Annotated in this window: 15 protein-coding genes and 1 riboswitch; of the genes, 7 read left to right on the top strand and 8 right to left on the bottom strand. The window is 52.7% G+C overall.

Going from position 1 to position 18,146, the window contains the following annotated elements; all coding sequences use genetic code 11:
- Nucleotides 1–11: 11 nt before the first annotated feature.
- Nucleotides 12–512: a TRAP transporter small permease subunit gene (locus ACR0MQ_RS11010; RefSeq protein ID WP_170543928.1), complete on the bottom strand. Its 501-nt coding sequence runs from the start codon at nucleotides 510–512 to the stop codon at nucleotides 12–14.
- 643 nt (nucleotides 513–1,155) lie between these two features.
- Here ACR0MQ_RS11010 and ACR0MQ_RS11005 point away from each other — a divergent pair.
- Entirely contained in the window at nucleotides 1,156–2,619 is a 1,464-nt protein-coding gene (locus ACR0MQ_RS11005; protein WP_480608112.1) for an aminotransferase-like domain-containing protein, read from the top strand.
- Nucleotides 2,620–2,933: 314 nt separating this feature from the next.
- Here ACR0MQ_RS11005 and ACR0MQ_RS11000 read toward each other — a convergent pair whose 3' ends face one another.
- From ACR0MQ_RS11000 to ACR0MQ_RS10990, 3 genes are all read right to left on the bottom strand, one after another.
- Nucleotides 2,934–4,211 carry a hypothetical protein gene (locus ACR0MQ_RS11000; RefSeq protein ID WP_170475347.1) on the bottom strand — a complete coding sequence of 426 codons (1,278 nt, stop codon included), beginning with the start codon at nucleotides 4,209–4,211 and terminating at the stop codon, nucleotides 2,934–2,936.
- A gap of 32 nt (nucleotides 4,212–4,243) precedes the next feature.
- Nucleotides 4,244–4,486 carry a hypothetical protein gene (locus ACR0MQ_RS10995; RefSeq protein WP_170780535.1) on the bottom strand — a complete coding sequence of 81 codons (243 nt, stop codon included), beginning with the start codon at nucleotides 4,484–4,486 and terminating at the stop codon, nucleotides 4,244–4,246.
- A gap of 143 nt (nucleotides 4,487–4,629) precedes the next feature.
- A complete protein-coding gene (locus ACR0MQ_RS10990) occupies nucleotides 4,630–5,859 on the bottom strand; it encodes an AGE family epimerase/isomerase (RefSeq protein WP_480608108.1) in 1,230 nt (409 codons plus the stop codon).
- Between the two features lie 430 nt (nucleotides 5,860–6,289).
- Here ACR0MQ_RS10990 and ACR0MQ_RS10985 point away from each other — a divergent pair, with 430 nt between their 5' ends.
- Nucleotides 6,290–9,292, top strand: a complete 3,003-nt coding sequence (locus ACR0MQ_RS10985) for an ATP-binding protein (RefSeq protein ID WP_480608105.1) — start codon at nucleotides 6,290–6,292, stop codon at nucleotides 9,290–9,292.
- Here the strand turns inward: ACR0MQ_RS10985 and ACR0MQ_RS10980 are convergent.
- Both ACR0MQ_RS10980 and ACR0MQ_RS10975 read right to left on the bottom strand, forming a co-directional pair.
- Nucleotides 9,289–10,941 carry a peroxidase family protein gene (locus tag ACR0MQ_RS10980; protein WP_170774460.1) on the bottom strand — a complete coding sequence of 551 codons (1,653 nt, stop codon included), beginning with the start codon at nucleotides 10,939–10,941 and terminating at the stop codon, nucleotides 9,289–9,291. The two genes, ACR0MQ_RS10985 and ACR0MQ_RS10980, sit on opposite strands and share 4 nt — an antisense overlap.
- Nucleotides 10,942–10,959: 18 nt before the next feature.
- Entirely contained in the window at nucleotides 10,960–12,027 is a 1,068-nt protein-coding gene (locus tag ACR0MQ_RS10975; RefSeq protein ID WP_170774458.1) for a catalase family protein, read from the bottom strand.
- A 332-nt stretch (nucleotides 12,028–12,359) separates the two neighbouring features.
- Nucleotides 12,360–12,567: riboswitch (cobalamin riboswitch) on the top strand.
- A gap of 238 nt (nucleotides 12,568–12,805) precedes the next feature.
- Here ACR0MQ_RS10975 and ACR0MQ_RS10970 point away from each other — a divergent pair.
- The 4 genes from ACR0MQ_RS10970 to ACR0MQ_RS10955 are packed head-to-tail and all read left to right on the top strand — an operon-like array spanning nucleotide 12,806 to nucleotide 15,923.
- The gene (locus ACR0MQ_RS10970) at nucleotides 12,806–13,162 is read left to right on the top strand and encodes a DUF1636 family protein (protein WP_480608101.1); all 357 of its coding nucleotides are present in this window, start codon (nucleotides 12,806–12,808) and stop codon (nucleotides 13,160–13,162) included.
- A complete protein-coding gene (locus ACR0MQ_RS10965) occupies nucleotides 13,159–13,944 on the top strand; it encodes an ABC transporter ATP-binding protein (protein ID WP_170774453.1) in 786 nt (261 codons plus the stop codon). The genes ACR0MQ_RS10970 and ACR0MQ_RS10965 overlap by 4 nt, the downstream gene beginning before the upstream one ends.
- 16 nt (nucleotides 13,945–13,960) lie before the next feature.
- A complete protein-coding gene (locus tag ACR0MQ_RS10960) occupies nucleotides 13,961–14,908 on the top strand; it encodes an ABC transporter substrate-binding protein (protein WP_480608098.1) in 948 nt (315 codons plus the stop codon).
- A gap of 1 nt (nucleotide 14,909) precedes the next feature.
- Nucleotides 14,910–15,923 (top strand): FecCD family ABC transporter permease, encoded by a 1,014-nt coding sequence (locus tag ACR0MQ_RS10955; RefSeq protein WP_480608095.1) that lies wholly within the window; start codon nucleotides 14,910–14,912, stop codon nucleotides 15,921–15,923.
- A gap of 151 nt (nucleotides 15,924–16,074) precedes the next feature.
- On the opposite strand, the gene ACR0MQ_RS10950 is transcribed toward ACR0MQ_RS10955, so the two are convergent.
- Nucleotides 16,075–16,806, bottom strand: a complete 732-nt coding sequence (locus ACR0MQ_RS10950; protein WP_480608092.1) for a hypothetical protein — start codon at nucleotides 16,804–16,806, stop codon at nucleotides 16,075–16,077.
- A gap of 188 nt (nucleotides 16,807–16,994) precedes the next feature.
- Nucleotides 16,995–17,324, bottom strand: a complete 330-nt coding sequence (locus ACR0MQ_RS10945; RefSeq protein WP_480608089.1) for a hypothetical protein — start codon at nucleotides 17,322–17,324, stop codon at nucleotides 16,995–16,997.
- Nucleotides 17,325–17,664: 340 nt separating this feature from the next.
- On the opposite strand from ACR0MQ_RS10945, the gene ACR0MQ_RS10940 reads away from it, so the two are divergent.
- A complete protein-coding gene (locus tag ACR0MQ_RS10940) occupies nucleotides 17,665–18,117 on the top strand; it encodes an Lrp/AsnC family transcriptional regulator (protein ID WP_010441613.1) in 453 nt (150 codons plus the stop codon).
- Nucleotides 18,118–18,146 lie beyond the last annotated feature (29 nt).

The following is an 18,146-nucleotide window of genomic DNA, read 5'->3' as shown; positions in this document are numbered from 1 at the left end:
GGCAAACGGCCTTAGCCCCGCCCGAAGATCGTTTGCAGATCGCGGAGCAAGTGTTTCAAGACCACCAAAAGTACCATTACACCGCTAAGCGGAATGGCAAACTTGATTGGATAGATCGGGATCGGGATAGATGTCGGAGTTTTCTGGTTGAGCATCAATGACAATGACGCGGCCTCGTATCCTTTCCAGATCAAGGCGACCAGAAACAGAATAGCTATCGGCGCCGTCAGGACGTCCAAGATCGCTTTTGATCGCTTGCTTGCATTTGCGTAGAAAAGGTCAAGTTTGACAAAGCTGTCATGCTGCAGCGCGTAAACGCCTCCGGTACAGGCCAGCAATACCATTGCTGCCTGCAAAGTGGTTCCAATCCACTGTGATGGTGCGTTGAGTACGTAGCGCATGAACACATCCGACACACCAAATGCCATGCAATACAGGATCAGGAACCAACCGATACGGCCCATGACCTCTGAGATTGCGCTTGTCAGTTTTTCCAATCCGCGCATCAGCATTCCGACCTCACTGTGTTTTTCATGGATATGGTTCTCCCTCAAAAATTCCGAGTGTAACTTCGATGTTCTCTGTCTCTGGCGGCAAAGTTCAAAGGTAACTAACTCAGACGTATACCATACAGTCGTTGGCTGAAGCTCATCTCAGAGTGTTGACGCGTATTCCACTCATGCAAAACCATGCGAACGGTCTCCCTCCCTTATCGCATCGAACGATCCGAACTACTCCTAGTTTCAGTGCGGAGCCTTCCGGATCGCTACAGCAAACGCGATGGAGTAACGCTGAGAAAGATACAGTTGCTTGTAATAATGGGTACAGATTGTATCGCGCGAGGCGTTCGATGATCGCCACAATTTGTATCTGACCGTATACTGACGGCGAGTGAACATACCCACCTACCGGACACTTATTGAAGTCACGTTTCGGTAGAAGCGCTTTTATTACATAAGGTTGGTGGAAGTTTCTTTTTGAGTTATCATCAATCGATTCGTAATCAGATCACCTGTTTCCGACTGCGATTCCGGAGCGACGATTGGGCATAACTAGCCTTTTGCCTTTCGCAAGGAATACTTGAAAACAAGGATACAGTTTGCAAGTCGCGCGGCGGAAACTGTGACTGGGACCCTGTAGGATATGACACAACGATTGAGTATTGATAAATCTCAGTCCAGCGGATTGCGCGACCAGATCGTCTCACAGATATCGCGACTCATATTTGAAGGATTGATGCCTTCCGGGCTGAAACTTGCCTCGTGCCGCGTGCTGGCGCGGGATTTAGATGTTTCTATTAATACGGTTGTCGCAGCCTATCGTAAGCTTGAGGAAGAACAACTGATCGAGGCACGGCCTCGGTCTGGCTATTTTGTGTGTTCTGACCGCGGGATACGAACGGACAGTGATGCGATTGGCCGGTCGAATACCAGGCCCGCTACATCAATTAGCCACAAACTGAACAAACTGCGTCGCACTGAAGAGATTGAGACAATCCCGCGCCCAATAGACTGGTATAAATATGCCTATCCTTTTGTGTGTAATCAGATCGATGATGGTGTGTTTCCAGTTGCGGATTGGCGTGAGTGCACCCGGCTGGCAATGAACCGAAAAGACCTCAAGATCTGGTCTGCAGATGGACTTTATGATGACAGCCTAGAACTTGTCGAACAGGTCAGGCAACGCATTTTGCCACGGCGGGGAATTTTCGAGCCCAGTGAATCGATACTGATTACATTGGGTTCACAGAATGGGCTTTTTATAACCAGCCTGCTCTTTGGCGGGCGTGAACGTACTGCGGTAATGGAAGATCCGGGTTATCCGGATGCTCGCAAGATTCTTCAGGCCAATTTCGGCAAGGTGAGCTTTCAACCCGTGGATGAGGAAGGTCTCATTGTTGACGAGCGCCTGCGCGGCGCGGATCTGCTGTTCATCACGCCTAACCGGCAACACCCAACCACAGTCACGTTGTCTGAACGCCGTCGGCGCGCACTGTTGCAAGCTGCTGAGGATTATGACTTTTACATTGTCGAAGATGACTACGAATGCGACGTGGACTATCGTCATTCACCGCTTCTGCCGTTGCGGAGCCTGGATGATACCGACCGCCTGATCTATCTGGGCAGCTTATCCAAGGGGCTCTCGCCGGGTTTGCGACTGGGGTATCTGGCAGCCGCGCCTGAGTTTATCGATGCAGCGCGAGATTGCCGGGGCATGATGATGCGCCACCCACCCATGATACTGCAACATACTGCCGCCGCGTTCATCAGGTTAGGATATTACGACGGTTTACTACGCCGGGTGCGGCAGAACTATGAACAACGCTGGCATTTGGCAGACTCGATGATTCGTGAGCGGTTACCCAGCTTTCTGAGAGCAGGTGAATTCGGTGGTACTGTTTTCGTTCTAGCCGATCCCGATGAAAAACTCGAGGCTAAGACAATTTGTGATGCAGCACTCAGACGGGGCGTAATCGTAGAGCCGATTGGACCGTGTTTCTCGAAGGCAGCGGAAGGGAAGCATCATTTCCGGGTTGGTGTCTCATCAATCCAACCGGGGTTAATCCCGCAAGGAATTGAGCTCTTATCCAACGTCGTGACTGAGTTGCAGGGTACGTGAAGGCTTGTTTGAAATGAAGCCCAAGCTGATCCCGAGAAGTCTGTGTGTAGTAGTTCGGTAAGTTTAATCGCCGAGAGCGGAGTTTTCACCCGTGAAGACCCGCACAAGCAGGCTCGAGATCCAGCTTAGGGCGTACCATGTCAGTAAGAAGCCAACACATTCCAATGCAAATGAGCCCCATTTATAAAATAAGTCGGCTATGACGAATGCACTCAACAACCACGGTCCTTCTTGGCGCAAAAAAGACTTTATTCCTTGTGATTTCATCGCTGTATGCATGGTATGATCCAATCTTTTGAAACTAATCTAGTTGGTTAGACTATTGCAGGAGGATGACGTCGAGGCGCGTCATAGCGCTGCTGTGAGAACCAAGTCATTGTTGGTTCGATGTCGCTTTGCGTGCTCCCACCTTGCAGCGTGTAGCCAGCGGCAAGCCAGGTAAATCCGTCATCTGCAATCTCGGCACAGTTCGTGTAGTCTCCCCATTTGCCCAAGGACGGCGTATGCGTTCCTTGCCGCGCGAGGGACAAGCGCCAAACTCCATCTATGTCGTCATAGGTACCAATGACATGACTTGGATGCAGATTGCCCCCACCGGCGAAAATCGACAGCCCGACGTCGCCGAACCGATTTACGGCTGTCGAGGGGTAGGAAAACGCGATCTGATCATTCCAGATGTCAGGCTCGTCGATCAGGGACATTGTGGCTTCGTCGATGCGAACGGTCCGGACAAATGGGTTTGGCCTGTTGGCTTGTTGGTTGGCTGTCCACATGAACCCCAGCGCGCCTCGCCCTAACCAACCGGCCATTATGCGTGGATCGGTCCTGGACATCCAGTCGCCGCCTCCAACCGTAGGCGCGGAATAGCTGCCCGCAAACCACGGGGTGACATCGATGTCGAATTCATCAACGTCCGGTGAGTTCTCTGGCCACCTGAACACGCGGATTTGCGAGTTCGAATTGTGGCTGGCGAAGTACATCGAACCGCGCGCACCCTGAACACAACGTAGTGAGAAATTGTGCTGCGTTTCGAATATGTCAAAAGATAATCCAGCGGCAGCTGCAAGTTCGTCCAGCGATATACGCAATATGACGCACCTCCTAAAAAGGTTGCTGCTGGCCGAGAACACGTTGGTTCCCGCATACAGGTAGTTTTCTGAAAGAGAGACATGGTTGTAGTCAAACCATTCGCCGTTCCACGATGGGTCAATTCCCGCCGGTGTGAAATCCCAGAGGTTCCAGTTGTCATTTCCAAGTGTGCGGCCTTGCTTGACCGCAACACGTAATGTGTTGGTCCCGTTCTGTTCGATATATTGAAGCAGCCAGATCAATAAATCCCGGCTTGGGTCATATATGGTGGTCTGATCGCAGCAGAAACCTCCATCTGCTGGCGGAAACAAGGTGAAAGGGCTCATATGCGACCAGCTTTGGCCACCATCCAAAGACCGGCTGGCGTACCAGTTTCCAGTGGCCAGTATCTGATTTCCGTTGTTTGAGACCGTGGGCTCGCCGACTGTCGACGTTTGCCCGTTTGTATCAAAATCTGTTAGATTTACTGTGTTGAATATCCTTGGCTGATGGGTCGAGGGCATGGCAGCCTCCGTAATAGTAATGTCAAAATGTGTCAGTAATCCAATTCGGTTGGGTCCGCCTCGCTTGCAGAACTGTCAGAGTTGTCTTCCTCCAATGGCGGACCACCTTTTCGGCGAACCTTTGAAACCTTCTCGTCGCGTTCACTAAGAGTTTGGGGTGTCATCAGGCCCGATGCTTCTGCCCTTTCACCTAAAGCGGAATGGGCAGACGGTTGCGGTCGAACCTCGACACTTCCTTTGCGGGTACTGTGCTTTTTGCTAGCTTGATTTGCCATTCATCTCTCCTATCCGTTCGTTTGTAAACGTATCCGAATTGGCAGGTCGTCAGATGATGTTGAATATGGCTACACTACCAGATTTCCCCCGATTCTTCAATTAAAGGGCTTCTGCACGCTTTTGAATGACAGGGATTGGCAGGTCAAAACGGCAGCATTCTCGATAGGCGACCTGAACGCGGAAACAGGCAGGCCTGCAGGGAATGATAGATGTCTGGTTTCCCGTTAAAGATGGATGTTACGGCCTTGCCGTTTTCGTCCACCGCCGGAAACCAGCCGCCATTTTGATGGTCCACAAATCGTTCATTCGCATAACCCCAGAGAGTTCTGTACCAGTGCTCATCTTCTGCTTTTTTATCAATTCTGATCAATGCAGCAACGGCACTGATCGCTTCGGTTACAGGCCACCAGAACCGGTTCTCGTTTGAGACTTGTCCATCAAAGTCCAACGTATAAGCGATGCCTCCGCCGGGAAGCCAGGCATCACGCAGGGCCTGTTCAATCAACTGACGCGCAGAATGCGGTGCGTCGGTGTTCGGGCGACCCGACAGATCCCAATATTGCAGTTGCAACCGTCCCAATTCAAACGAATGTCCCGGAGTTGTACCGGCTGGCCTAAACATCGGATTGCCCACATATGCGCGATCAATCTGCCAGTCGCTCGTGTAATGTTCTGGCAATCGCCAGTTTTCTTTGGGTGCGACTCTGCCGACAAAGAAATCCAGAATGCGGCCTGCACGGGATAAATACACCTTGTCCCCTGTTGCTTCAAACGCGGTAAGCAGGGCTTCGACACCATGCATATTTGCATTCATCCCGCGATAGTCGGAGAACGGCGTCCAATCTCTGTTCCATTCGTCGCAAAACAGTCCCGCTTCTTCGTCCCAAAAATGTGTATCCAGAACCTTTCGAGCGTAAGTCATGAGCCTGTCCGCGCCCGGATGACCTGCCTGCTTTGCGCTCGCCGCCGCAAGAAGAACAAAGACGTGCCCGTAAGCCAGTTTGCGATCATCAACGACGCGGTCACCTTCCAGCGCCCAGAAAAATCCACCAAATTCCGCGTCTCGGTGAGAGCTCTCAAGAAATGCCATACCGTGGTCAACTATCTTTTCGGCACCCTTAAATCCGAAGAGATGACCCATTGCATAAGAATGGATCATTCTGGTGGTCGTGTGCAGTTCCTGCACCTCGCCAGGCAGGGGGGTGCCGTCATGATCAAGCAGAAAGAAACCAGGCCCATTTCGGCAGCTTGCACTGAAAAAATCTAGCTGATGACGCGCCTGTTCCATCAACCAGTTCTGGTGCTCTGGAGTGTCCAGCCAAAAACCTGTTTCAGAATCCAGCCCGACCGGAAGTAGCTTATCAGTTGTCATTCTTATCGTCCCACCTGCGTTAAACGACGGTGCACGCCGCGTCTCACAATACCGCCATTGAGGTTTTCAATGCTGCAATCGCATCAATTCTTCCAGAATGGTAGATGCCTAATTTTGAGGAAACACTAGCACCCCCGATTTGTTTGACCAGACCACGGGAGTTTAGGGCAATTTTTGTGTAGTGATTGGTGAAATTGGACCAAAGAAGTTTCGCACGGGAAGGCAGTCTGCACCTGAGTAACGCTGGGCATAGCCAGATAGCCTCGCATCATATAGGCTGTGTTCGCAGCTTACATGTCGCCAGACTGCGATGGCGAGTGCAGGTTTATATGAGGCTTTGCGAGGGGGGCATGTTCTCATTGCTCAGTGTTGGTTCAATTGTGAGCAAACAATCGCGTAGTCATGCGATGTGTGAAAACGGTGTGAGCTGATGGTGCTACACCCGGCTGGTCCTGATACTGATCTTGGCGCGATGGAGCATCGCCATCTCACAGTCATGATGGTGGATCTTGTCGGATCAACTGTTCTTGCCCAGACCCTTGATCCCGAGGATTTGCTATCGACCACGCTGCGCTATCAGAAGTTGGTCGAACATGCCACCAATGCCTTTGGAGGCAGCGTGCTGCAGATCGTCGGTGACGGAGTTTTGGTGGTCTTTGGGTGGCCTTCTTCCTGTGAAAACAATGCCGAAAGGGCCATGCGCTCGGCTTTGCGCATACATTCTGATCTGGCCGGGTTGTCTGGCCCAACCGAATTGAAGTGCCGCATCGGAATCGCTTCTGGCGTCGTGCTGGTCGGGGATATTGCACTCGGGAGCAACATCCAGCCGGATGCGATCTTTGGATCTACGCTGAATCTTGCTGCGCGGTTACAGGCCCTTGCTGAACCCGGTGGGACGCTGATATCCGCTGCGACCCGCGCACTGGGGGGCGAGCAGCTTGAGTTCGATGGCCTGGGTGCAAAGAGCCTCGCAGGATTTGATCGGCCCGTTCCAGTGTATCGCTTGGCAGGTGAGACCCGAATTCAGGTATTGGATAAAGACCGGATACCTTTGATCGGGCGGGACGCTGAGAGAGCACAACTTCATGCGGCTTGGTCTGACGTGGAAACCGGCAAAGGAAGGGTAATTTATCTGCAAGGTGAAGCAGGAATTGGAAAATCCCACTTGATCCGGGACCTGCGTACGTCGGTGGGCCCCCAGGCCTGGGTGACGTATCATTGCAGTCCTTTTCATGTGAGCTCACCCTTTTTTCCATTCATTTCACAAATTGAACGCTGGTGCGGAATTCTCGACAGCGACGACATCGCGATCCGACGAAACCGAATGACGGAACATCTGGGCTATATTCTGGATGACGGCCAGTTGGGCACCTTGTTTTTTGTTCTCGCGCCAGGACCCGGCGATCATGGACCCGCCAGCGAAGAGGCGCTGCGCGCCGAAATCGTTACGATATTCCGTCGTGTCTTTGAAGGGTTAAGCCGCGAAGGGCCGGTGCTTGTCGTGGTCGAGGATTTGCAATGGGCAGATCCGTCGACCCTTTCGGTTCTTCAAACTGTGGCAGAGCATCTTAGCAAATTACCTGTTCTGCTATTGTTGGCCGGGCGAAATCCTGTCACGCGGGCTATGGAAGAAAGCATCCCTTCGCTGCAGATAACTGCACTATCACCGCTGGATGATGACACCGCTGCGGTTTTGGCCGGTGCCGCATCAAATGCGCAGCTTAGTGATGAAACCATGGCGCAGATCGTGACCCGTGGGAACGGCATTCCTCTTTTCATCAAAGAATGCGCGACTGCTATGGCAGCTTCACCCGAACGTGAGCTGGGGGCCATTCCCGCGACACTTCACGACCTATTGTCGCAGCAAATAGACGAAGTGGGTGAATTGCGCCGTACAGCTGTCGAGGCGGCAGTCATAGGTAGTACATTTGGCGTACCTATGATGGCGCATATCAGCGGCATCTCAGAAGCCGAAGCTGATGAGGCAATACGCCAGTTAGCATCAACAGGTTTACTGCAACACTTACCCGGTACAGGGAAAAATGCGAGCGGGGCCTGGCGGTTCAGGCACGAACTTGTCCGCGAAGCGGCCTATCAAAGCCTCGTACGAGACCGGCGGGCGCATTTACATCGACGCGCAGCCGAAGCACTGAACGCACAGCCTGAGGCGGCCCGCAAACCGGAACAGATTGCACGTCACTGGGAGTTGGCAGGTGCGCCCGACAAAGCCGTGGCTGCCTGGATCGAAGCCGCTCGCATAAACCTGCGTCGCCATGCCAATCAAGAAGGTGCGCAGCACGTTAGAAACGGACTGCGATTGCTGCAGAAACTGCCTGCCGAACATCGTGAAGAGGCAGAACTTTCCTTGCAGTTTCTACTTGCAGCCGCCGAACGCGTCCGGATCGGATATGGCGCGGATTCTGCAATTTCAGCGTTCGACCGTAGCTTTGAGCTTTCCAAGAAACTCGGAGATCGCCGCACTATGGTGCGCGCCGGTAGGGGTCTCTTTACCGCTGCGATGGTCAAAGGGGATTATCGCAAGGCCGAGCATTGGGGACAGGCGATGATCGATGCCCATGATGATCACCATACGTGCATGGTCGGCAATTACATACGTGGATCAGCGCTTGCACCGCGTGGACAGTTCATAGCTGCGGCGACTGCGCTGGAAAAAGCAGCTTTGCACGCCGAAGCACACGCTGCTGAGGCAGGAAACGATCCGGATGTCGCGGCGATGTTACAGATCGAGAGCATGGCTGCCTTGGTCGACAGTTTCCTGGGGAATACTGAACGTGCTTTGGCTCGCGCCAAAAGTGCGGTTGATGCTGCAGGGGCATTGGGGCAGTCGCTGACTGTGGCAAATGCGATGCATTGGCAGACCGAGATCTACATGCAGACCGATCATTCGGATTATCCGCATATGGCAAAGACTTTTGCAAAGATCGTGCGAGACAGTGTTGGCCCATATTACAACGCGGTTGCAACCGCGCATCTCGCGGGTGCGTCGATACGTTCGGGCGAACCAGCAAAGGGCGTCGCCTTGCTGCAATCGGCCTGGGAAAAAATGCATGCGACCGGAGCCAAGGCGGCAGGTGTTCTTGTCCATACTGAACTTGCGCGTGGCTTTCTCGCGCTTGGTCAAATCCTGCAAGGTCTGGAAGCAGTTGAGGCTGGTTTAAGATTTGCGGATCAAACCGGAGAGCGGAACTACGAAGCCGAGCTAAACCGGATCAGAGCTGCGCTGCTGGCAAAGCAGGAAGACGCTTCTGATGAGGCCGAGGCCGCGTGCCGAACGGCGATACAAGTGGCCCGTGATCAGGGAGCTGCTCTGTATGAGAAACGAGCATTAGAAGATCTGGCCCGTCTGCGACCAGTTGACCCTGAGATTGCTGCACGTCTTGCCAAGCTGAATGATGCCGGGGTTTCGGCCTAGCGCCTTCGGCCCAATGCACAGTCATCCGGGGCAAGATTCAGACCAACAAATTCAGCGACCTGCGCAAATGAAGAGGTTTTTAGCAGCAGCCGATGACCCGTTTGCGAAAAGGTCTTGGCCGAGTACAGGTTCTTTGAGACCATTGGGTTGTTCATGAGTTGCGTGATCGCGTCATACCCCACCATTGACGTCATCAAGTCACCCATAATGACGGTCCCCTTGTGCTGCTCGGCGAACAAGCCCGGAAACAACTCGATCCGGTCAACATTGCAATACATTCTGCTCAGGTCGGCGATTAGCTCGTCGGCGAAGGGCTGATCCCCCACAAGATCCGCGATGCTCGAGTGTACTCGACGTTTAAAATGATGACGATAGGCGTTCAGCGAGGGAAGTCGTGCTTTGCGTGTAAGGGCAATCGTTGCTTCGACCGGTGAGGGCACACCTTCTGCAGGCCTTTCGAACAGAAAATCAGGTGTATTGCGCAGCGATATCCTGGCTGCGGGTTGGCGCGAGAGAGAGCGGATCATTTCCCCAAGTCCCGTTTGTTCGACGAGTCGAGGGTTGAACCGGAATCCAGTCGGCTCGACCTGAGCGCCGTCGATGACGAAACGCTCGGGGATCATTGAATGCCAACGGTACAGCAAGTTAAATTCAATCGCGATTTGGTTTGAATGATGCCAACGCTGCCAGCGGTTGACGCCGACCGGCAGATGAAAAGGCATGTTTGCCACGTGGCTGATATAGTCCTCAATCACCAGCTTGATCAGCAGCGCGATCAGAGTGCACCGCGTGGTTTGGAACACGCGCTCTTTATCCCAACCGTCAGTGCCGCGTTTCTCGCGCCAGAGAAGATCGGCAAATGTATTGTGCGCGCGCATCATCAATGTGTTGATGGCAGTATAGCCGATCGTGCCGTTGCCGTTGTCTAGGCCGGTTGCGTGAAAATCAAGCAGCCTTTGATCGACTTGTTGGCACGTCAGCTCGGGATGTGCGCGTTTCAAGGAGTTACGCAGCTTGCAAGGATCATGCAGGGGCCGCGCGGCATTATCACCCTCGGCGAGACTGCCATCAAATGGCGGGGCCAGCTTAACTCCACCGGATTGATCTTTCTGGAACAGCTTCGGTGGCCACATCTCGCCGTTCGCATCCATCCGAAACGCCAGTCGGTGGGTCATTTCGCCTGTTTCGGGGTCTCTTTCGCGCAACATATCAGTTTGAAAATCATTCAACCCGTAGATCTGGCAAAGATCGACTTCGTGGTTTGAATCAGTCTGATCAAACGGTCCGGTTGGCCCGAAGGTCCGCAGAAAGCTGTCGGTGAACCATTGCGCGACCGAGATGAAAAGAACGGTCGTGCCTTGCGGGCACGACAAGGTAAGCGGGCTGCCATCTATCTGAGTTCTTCGGCGAAACAAGTCGGCCACTTCACTTTCCGATGGCAGGATCGGCGAAGGATCTTCGGGCGTTGTGTGACGACCAATCCAACGGTTGGAATAGACGCCTGGCCAGCTGGTATAGTCCGCACCCAATGTATAGGGCCGCGGCCGGTGCACCCGCGCTGCATTCGCAAGCCTCATGGCTGAGATATAGCTTGTCGTGCGTGGTGCGATCTTGAACCCAAGATTGATAAGATCATCAATATTCAGCATCTAAATGGCTCCAATTGATCATCGGTTTGGAAAACGGGCGCGGGCGAGGCTGAGGTAAGTCTTAAGCCGGATTGCGTTGATCGGGCCCAGAGGTTTGTGCTCGGCGGTCACACGCCATGGCGAAAATGACAGGGTATCACCATCGAGCGGATCAAATTCTGCATCTTTTTCGATGGTAATATCTGCGATGGGTGTAACCGTGCGATGAAACGGGTCAAGTGGTGCGTCTGGCTTTGGATCGCAGGCCCATCTGACGCGGTTATCGAGCGGATCGAAGTCGCCATCGTTACGCGGTGGTTCGATTATACAGAACTCAAATCGATTGCCGTCACTGGCGACGTCCTGACGGAGTTTCAGGCTGATGCCGTCATGCTCGTCCACCGGTTTAGTTGCTACCTTATGTCGAACGCTGCGGGCGAGGTATCGTACTGTCAGGTCAGTCCCCAGCCGATAGGGCGTCGTTGACCAGAAATGCGCCTCGAATGGCGACTGCATGTAGTTGGAGGCAAAATCGCTCGCAGTCTGAAGGCGTCGCCTGCCTTTTTGTGTGGCAAATGCGCGAAACAGGGCCACCAACCCTCGAACGATCAGCTTCAATGACCAGCTGCGACGCTTATTTGCCGCGTGTTGTAGGGCTTGCAGTGTGGCGATCAGGCTGCTTAGCCGTTCATAATCGTCGGAAAGGTAGCTGGGGAAAGTGTCCCGATCGACAAGAACAAAGTCGAACTCATCGCTGATTTGCGAGATGTTGAGTTGTGAAAGTGCCTCGACGTCGATCAGTTTGGTGCCCGGCACATCAAATAGTTTGACCGCCATTCCATGGGCATCGGTTTTACGATCGTCCAGATGCGCACCGTTGGAAAAGCGAACTGCTGCAGAATAACTTGCTGCCTTTTCGAAAAGGCCATGGCGCAACCTTTCCGGCAGATCGTCCCGGATTGTGAAAGTGGCTTTGACACACCCATGGCTGCGCCCATGTTGCGCTCTTAACCTTCGACCTTTCCACTTCGCGATCGCTTCAAAATTCTGGTCGATGATATCGTCAACCACGTCTTCTGGTGAAGCGTTTGGCAAATAATGTGTCAACGAACCCCCTTTTCCCGAGCAAGCCCAGGCAATAATTAACCTCTACAAAGAAATCTGACAGCCAACCCCTTCTAAATGCCCGCAGATTAACCCTTTTTGGTTTTTCTTTCAAATGAAGTGACTTATGGCAGCCTTACTGCCTCATTCCTTTTGATCTCAAACAGCCGTTTTCGCATCAGAATGAAGTCTACCGGTCAATAGTTGGTAGGGTGGGATCCATCGATTTACGACTTCAAAACGGACACGGTTGGCGCCGTATTCGCTAGTATTGCGTTGGCTTACCTTCGAAGACTTAAGCTTGGAGAAAGTTATTGACGCATTTCTTGATCTCGGGCACTCAGGCAGCAGATGGTTCCCAACGATACGTCAGAGGGATGAAAAGGGAATACGGTGAGGAATGCCAAGCGGCGCCAATTCCGTAACTGCCCCCGCAACTGTAAGCGGTGAGCTATGCCAAATAGCCACTGACCCCAAGGGTCGGGAAGGTTGGCCAAGCGCGGACCCGCAAGTCAGGAGACCTGCCATCAATTGTTCAACCAACCCGGGGCGGGGCGTCCTGGAAGGAGGTATTGATGACACGTTTCACACGTGTGCACACGACTGGCAGCTCCCGTCTGCGCTTGGAAACAAGCGGAGTGAGAAATGCGAAAATCGCTGATCAATACATTGTCGACAACGTGAACCGCCGACGCGGGGTGCCCAAAGCGGTGTTCAGAATATTTAAAGCGTTACGATATAACATTACAAAAACCTTAATTGCGCAATAAACGGTGGCGAGATGACGAACAATGTTGATCATATCCTTCTTGTCTGCGCGAGCTGCAGAAGTGGCGAAAGTGCAAACAAAGTACCCCAGGCGTTGAAGCATAGATTGCCGAGGGAATTTGTGATCCGCTCTGTGAATTGTATGGCGGGTTGTGAAGGGCCAACCACCATCGGCTTTCAGGCCCGTGGCAAAGCACAATATCTATTTGGTGACATTTCTACAGATGAAGATTTGGACGCGATCGTTGAATTTGCCCATCAGTATCTGCGGAGTGGCGATGGTTGGACAAATGCCACTGATCGGCCACGGGCATTGTTCACAAAAACTCTCTCACGCCTGCCGCGTATTGAGCTTGAGGAAGCGCTATGACCAAGCAAAGCTTTCTGATTGCCGAAAATCTGGAATATTACGCGCTTAACGGAGATATCTTGTTGCAAGGCGTTTCGTTCACCTTGGACGAAGGCGCTATTCTTGCGATCGCTGGTCCGAACGGGGCAGGTAAAACTACGCTTTTGAATCTACTCTGTGGTGCCGAGGCACTGGCATTGGGGGATGTGCGTATGAATGGACAAAGCCTCAAGCACCTATCCGCAAAAGAACGCGCCCGCATGATAGCCGTTGTCAGCCAGCAGGAATTTCCTGACGGGCGTCTGTCACTGCGTGATTATGTGGCATTGGGTCAGATTCCCATTCGCGCAGATCGCTCGGCCGAAGATCATGCATGCGAACTGAACCGGATACTTGACCTCACTGATCTGGCTCCATTGGCAGAAAAGCGGATGGCTCAGCTTTCTGGGGGCGAGCGTCAGCGTGCGCATATTGCGCGCGCCTTGGCACAAAACCCCTCTTTGCTGTTTCTCGATGAACCCACCAATCATCTGGACCCAGACGCAAAGGGGCGGATGCTATCGCTGGTCGCTGATCTTGGGGTCACAGTGGTAATGATCGTGCACGATCTGGTCATGATCCCTGAATTCGCTACACATGTTGCTTTGATGAAATCCACGCGCCTGACCGGATTTGGCACGGTCGCCGAAGTTCTGACGCCCGAACGGGTCCGTGAAACCTTTGGCGTGGATTATCTGTGCTTTCACCATGAGGGTCGCGTGATACCGGCTCTTGATATCCGAAGAACCACTGTTTCTACATAAACTCAGGAGAATATTGATGAAACACATCTGGTCCGTGGCTTTGGTCACTGCCATTGCAAGCAGCGCTGCAGCGCAGGAAGTCACCGTGGACAATTGCGGCGAACCCCTTGTGTTTGAGACGTTGCCGGAACGGTTGGTCGTGCATGACATGAACATGACGGATATGGCTTTTGCTTTGGGGCTACAGGACAAGATCGTCGGCCTCACCGGGATCACCGGCTGGTACAAGACCAGCCCGGAATTCGATACCTTGCGGGGTGACATTCCGGAGCTCGCGCCGAAATACCCCACTGTTGAGAATCTCGTCGCAGCGGACCCAGATTTGTTTTTCGCGGGCTGGTATTATGGAATGAAACCGGGTGGGGATGTGACACCAAACACATTGGAACCCTTCGGGATCAAAACCATGATCCTGACAGAAAGCTGTGTGCATTTGGACAAGGATCGCCCCGAGTCTAGCATGGACCTGCTGTTTGACGATGTTCTGCGTCTTGGCAAGGTTATGCAGGTCGAGGACAAGGCCGAGGCGCTAGTGAGTGAATGGAAAGACGAATTGGCCGCGATCGAAGCGCAAACGACCGAGCTGCCGAAGCCTCGAGTTTTCTTGTTGGATGGTCCGGCGGATGCACCGTTCACTGCTGGGAAGTTTGCCATTCCCGATGCTATGATCGCTGCGGCGGGTGGTGAGAATGTCACCCATGACATGGATACAAGCTGGGGCCGTAGTTCCTGGGAAGCCGTGGCCGCATCTAACCCCGAATTCCTGGTGCTGCTGGATTATCAGACCGGCAACGGCGCAGCAGATACCTTCAAATTCCTGCAAGAGCATCCGGTGATGTCGCAGACAGATGCCGTCAAGAATGAGCGTTGGATCGGCTTGCGGTACGAAGAATTGACACCTGGCCCCGCAAATATTGAGGCAATCTCGAAAATGGCTCAAGCGATGCATCCGGGCCTCAACTGATATGGGCCGATTTGGCCTAACACTTCTGCTGGGGGCGGCTATTTTGGCCGCCCTTGTGCTGGTTTCCACGATTTGCGGAACCACCTCGATCCCGGTGTCTGAGACATTTACCGCTATTATGCGTGGCACGGGTATCGACGACGGCGAGATGTCTCCGATGCACCGGATCGTGTTTGATCTCAGGTTGCCCCGTGCATTGTTCGCCGCTGTGATAGGCGCTGGACTTGGTATCGTTGGCGTTGTCCTACAAACCACGACTCGCAACGATCTTGCCGACCCATTTCTCTTTGGCTTGTCTTCGGGGGCCGCCGCAGGTGCGGTGTTTGTCATCACCGTAACCGGAGATGTGCTGGGTTTTTGGACACTGCCGCTCGCCGCCTTCTGCGGAGGGCTCGTCGCGTCGGGCGTTGTATTGGCCCTGGTTCACGGTTTGCGCACAAGTGCGCCAGAGAAACTAATCCTGGCAGGATTGGCGGTTTCATTCCTGTTTTCAGCCATCACCAACTACTTGATATTTGCGGGTGACAACCGCGCTGCCCACTCGGTGATCTTCTGGATGTTAGGTGGATTGGGCCTGGCCCGCTGGGAGACGTTTCCCCTTGTTTGTGTTGGGCTGATCCTGATCCTAACGTATTCGCTGTATCGCAGTCGTTGGTTGGACGCGCTGCTTACGGGGGATTTAACCGCAGCAACTCTTGGGGTCCCTGTTCAGGGATTGAGATTCAGCATGTTTTTCACGGCAGCTTTGGCAACTGCAGTTTTTGTCTCGGTGGCGGGTGTGATCGGATTTGTTGGCCTAATGGTGCCACACATAGCCCGCGGAATTGCGGGACCTTTGCACAGCCACCTTGTACCGACTGCCGCGATTGTTGGCGCTGCGTTATTGACCGGTTCGGATATTCTCAGCCGGCTTTTGCTGGCGCCACAGGAGTTGCCAGTAGGGATTGTCACGACTTCCATAGGTTCGGTTTTTGTATTTTTACTTTTGTTCAGAACAGCAAGAAACCAGCAGTGAATTTAAGTGACTAACAGCCGCAGCTATCGCTTTCCGGATTTAATAGCACCTCCGCTTTTTGATGGTTGCATTGAGGATAAAATTGCCTACTTCTCAATAGTTTAATCTATCTAAAGGGTGCAGTCGGGTTACAAGTTTGGCAATCAAATGATCATTCTACTTTTGGCGAGATACGCCACAAAAAAGCGCCGCCGATAAAGAATGCCAGATCACCGAGTGATGTGACCACGCGGAACAACCCGATTGCAATCCGCGCTTCTGCCTCAGGTATGTAGGCCTGTAAGAAGATGAGCAGAACAAACTCACGGATTCCGATCCCTCCAGGCGCGCCAGGAGTGACATAGCCTAAAAGCCAAGACGTCACGGCAATGACTATGATGGCAGGGTCATAGTCACCGGAAACCAATCCAACCAATACCAACAAAGTAAAGCCCATGGCTAAGAAGAAGATTGAAGCAAGCAACAATCCGTAGATAAGCCTTTGTCGCGACGGCGTGTTGGGATGCTCTCGAAGTATTCTTGTAATCAGTATGATCAGCAAAATGGCAATAACCATCGCTGTCGGTACAAGCCAATGAATAGGTATGACCTCAGATATTTCCAGGGAGTGGGGAGCTGCACCAAATGTAAATCCAATTAGAGCGAAAAGCCCCGCGACCAGAATAAGAGTGCAAATTTCAAGAATATTTGCGAGTGCCAACCCACCCTGACTTACCCCATGGTCAGCCATAACGATATGTCGGCCCAAATATTGAAACACGTTTCCCGGTAGATATTTCGCGATCTGCATTTTGGAGTAGGTTGAAAACGTCAGTGCACGTGAAAATGTTTGGTCTTGCGTTCCCTGGACCAGCCCATGCCAAAGCTCGGCTAATAGCAGCAAAGCGGTTGCATAAAAAAGTATTGCCGCAAATACGATTGCCCACGCCTGCCAGCCAGGAGACCAAGCCGCAATTTGGGACCAGTGCCGTGCAACCGCGACGGTAAATTAGTACAAAGTCACGGCAACAATGGCCCAGCCTATTACGCGTAGCGCGCGGCGCTGTCCACGCCCTAACTTGTTTGGAAGTGTCATTTCTCTGCTACAGGGGTGGGTTGGATCAGTGTCGTTTGATCCGGATAGGGCAGTGATGGAACGCGCCCCTGGTAGGTCTTGACCTGTGCCTCCACCGCTTCAATCGGGCGACGATACTCCCGTCTGCCAGAGTTATCAAATACGATCATGCCACCAGGTGTAACGTGTGCTATCGCGTGCCTCAAACAAGCCACCCGTGCACGTCCGTCTACGCTGATAACGTCGAATGGACCTTCTGCGCCTTCGATTGCAGTGACATAATTTTCGAAGCTGCGCGAAGTATTGCCAGATTTTTTTTGATCCGTACTCTGGATTTTAGTTGGCATCGGGCTCAATCAGCCTCAATTCAACGTTGGAAAACGCGCTCAGCCGGTTGAATATTACAGGATGCCAATCGACATCATGTTCGACACTGGTGACATGATGAGCGCGCCGCGCGGCCCAGATTGTGCTTGCACCGCTGCCGTATTCAAAAACGCGTGGGATGTCTCGCTGGGCAAGAAAAGCGTCGACCTTGTCGGTGGAGGTCAGTCTGACGGTGATGGGGCTCGATTCATTTCGTGGGGTCAGAAAAATCGTGGCAGACCCAATACTATTGTGTTTTATGTAAGAGATCCCTGTGTTTTTTGTTGTTTTGTGGGTCAATTGAATGAATTGCGTGCGTGGATGGATGACAAAGACTTAAAAATCATTGAGGCATTGCAAAAGAACAGTTCTCTTTCGCAGCGAGAGCTTGCCGAAAAGGTCAACTTGTCTCAGAATGCCTGTTGGCGACGCTTGCAGCGGTTGAACGAGACCGGCGTAATCGTTGGTTCGACGGTGCGCGTTAACCGCGAAAAACTTGGCCTCGGCTTGGTAGTCTTTATGATGGTGAAAACGCGCCATCATTCGACGGAATGGCTTGATGCATTCCGCCGCGCCGTATTGAAAATTCCGGATGTCGTAGATTTTTTCCGGATCGGGGGCGATTACGACTACATGATAAAGGTCATCACTGAGGATATGAACTCGTATGATCTGGTATATCAGCGCTTGATTTCAGAAGTAGAGCTTGACTCGGTTACCTCCTATTTCTCGATGGAAGCAATCGCTGAGCAGCGGCCATTAAAAATCTCTTGAAATTTGATCTTCACGTGAACAGCCCGATT

The sequence above is a fragment of the Ruegeria sp. AN6 genome (assembly GCF_056540425.1).
Note: the sequence above shows the minus strand (reverse complement) of the source record. Positions and strands in the feature narration are given on the sequence as shown.

Bases quoted from the DNA above. Each gene is read 5' to 3' on its own strand.
- ACR0MQ_RS11010 (WP_170543928.1), bottom strand. From the start codon at position 512: ATGCTGATGCGCGGATTGGAAAAACTGACAAGCGCAATCTCAGAGGTC.
- ACR0MQ_RS11000 (WP_170475347.1), bottom strand. From the start codon at position 4,211: ATGCCCTCGACCCATCAGCCAAGGATATTCAACACAGTAAATCTAACA.
- ACR0MQ_RS10995 (WP_170780535.1), bottom strand. From the start codon at position 4,486: ATGGCAAATCAAGCTAGCAAAAAGCACAGTACCCGCAAAGGAAGTGTC.
- ACR0MQ_RS10990 (WP_480608108.1), bottom strand. From the start codon at position 5,859: ATGACAACTGATAAGCTACTTCCGGTCGGGCTGGATTCTGAAACAGGT.
- ACR0MQ_RS10985 (WP_480608105.1), top strand. From the start codon at position 6,290: ATGGTGCTACACCCGGCTGGTCCTGATACTGATCTTGGCGCGATGGAG.
- ACR0MQ_RS10980 (WP_170774460.1), bottom strand. From the start codon at position 10,941: ATGCTGAATATTGATGATCTTATCAATCTTGGGTTCAAGATCGCACCA.
- ACR0MQ_RS10970 (WP_480608101.1), top strand. From the start codon at position 12,806: ATGACGAACAATGTTGATCATATCCTTCTTGTCTGCGCGAGCTGCAGA.
- ACR0MQ_RS10965 (WP_170774453.1), top strand. From the start codon at position 13,159: ATGACCAAGCAAAGCTTTCTGATTGCCGAAAATCTGGAATATTACGCG.
- ACR0MQ_RS10960 (WP_480608098.1), top strand. From the start codon at position 13,961: ATGAAACACATCTGGTCCGTGGCTTTGGTCACTGCCATTGCAAGCAGC.
- ACR0MQ_RS10955 (WP_480608095.1), top strand. From the start codon at position 14,910: ATGGGCCGATTTGGCCTAACACTTCTGCTGGGGGCGGCTATTTTGGCC.
- ACR0MQ_RS10945 (WP_480608089.1), bottom strand. From the start codon at position 17,324: ATGCCAACTAAAATCCAGAGTACGGATCAAAAAAAATCTGGCAATACT.
- ACR0MQ_RS10940 (WP_010441613.1), top strand. From the start codon at position 17,665: ATGGATGACAAAGACTTAAAAATCATTGAGGCATTGCAAAAGAACAGT.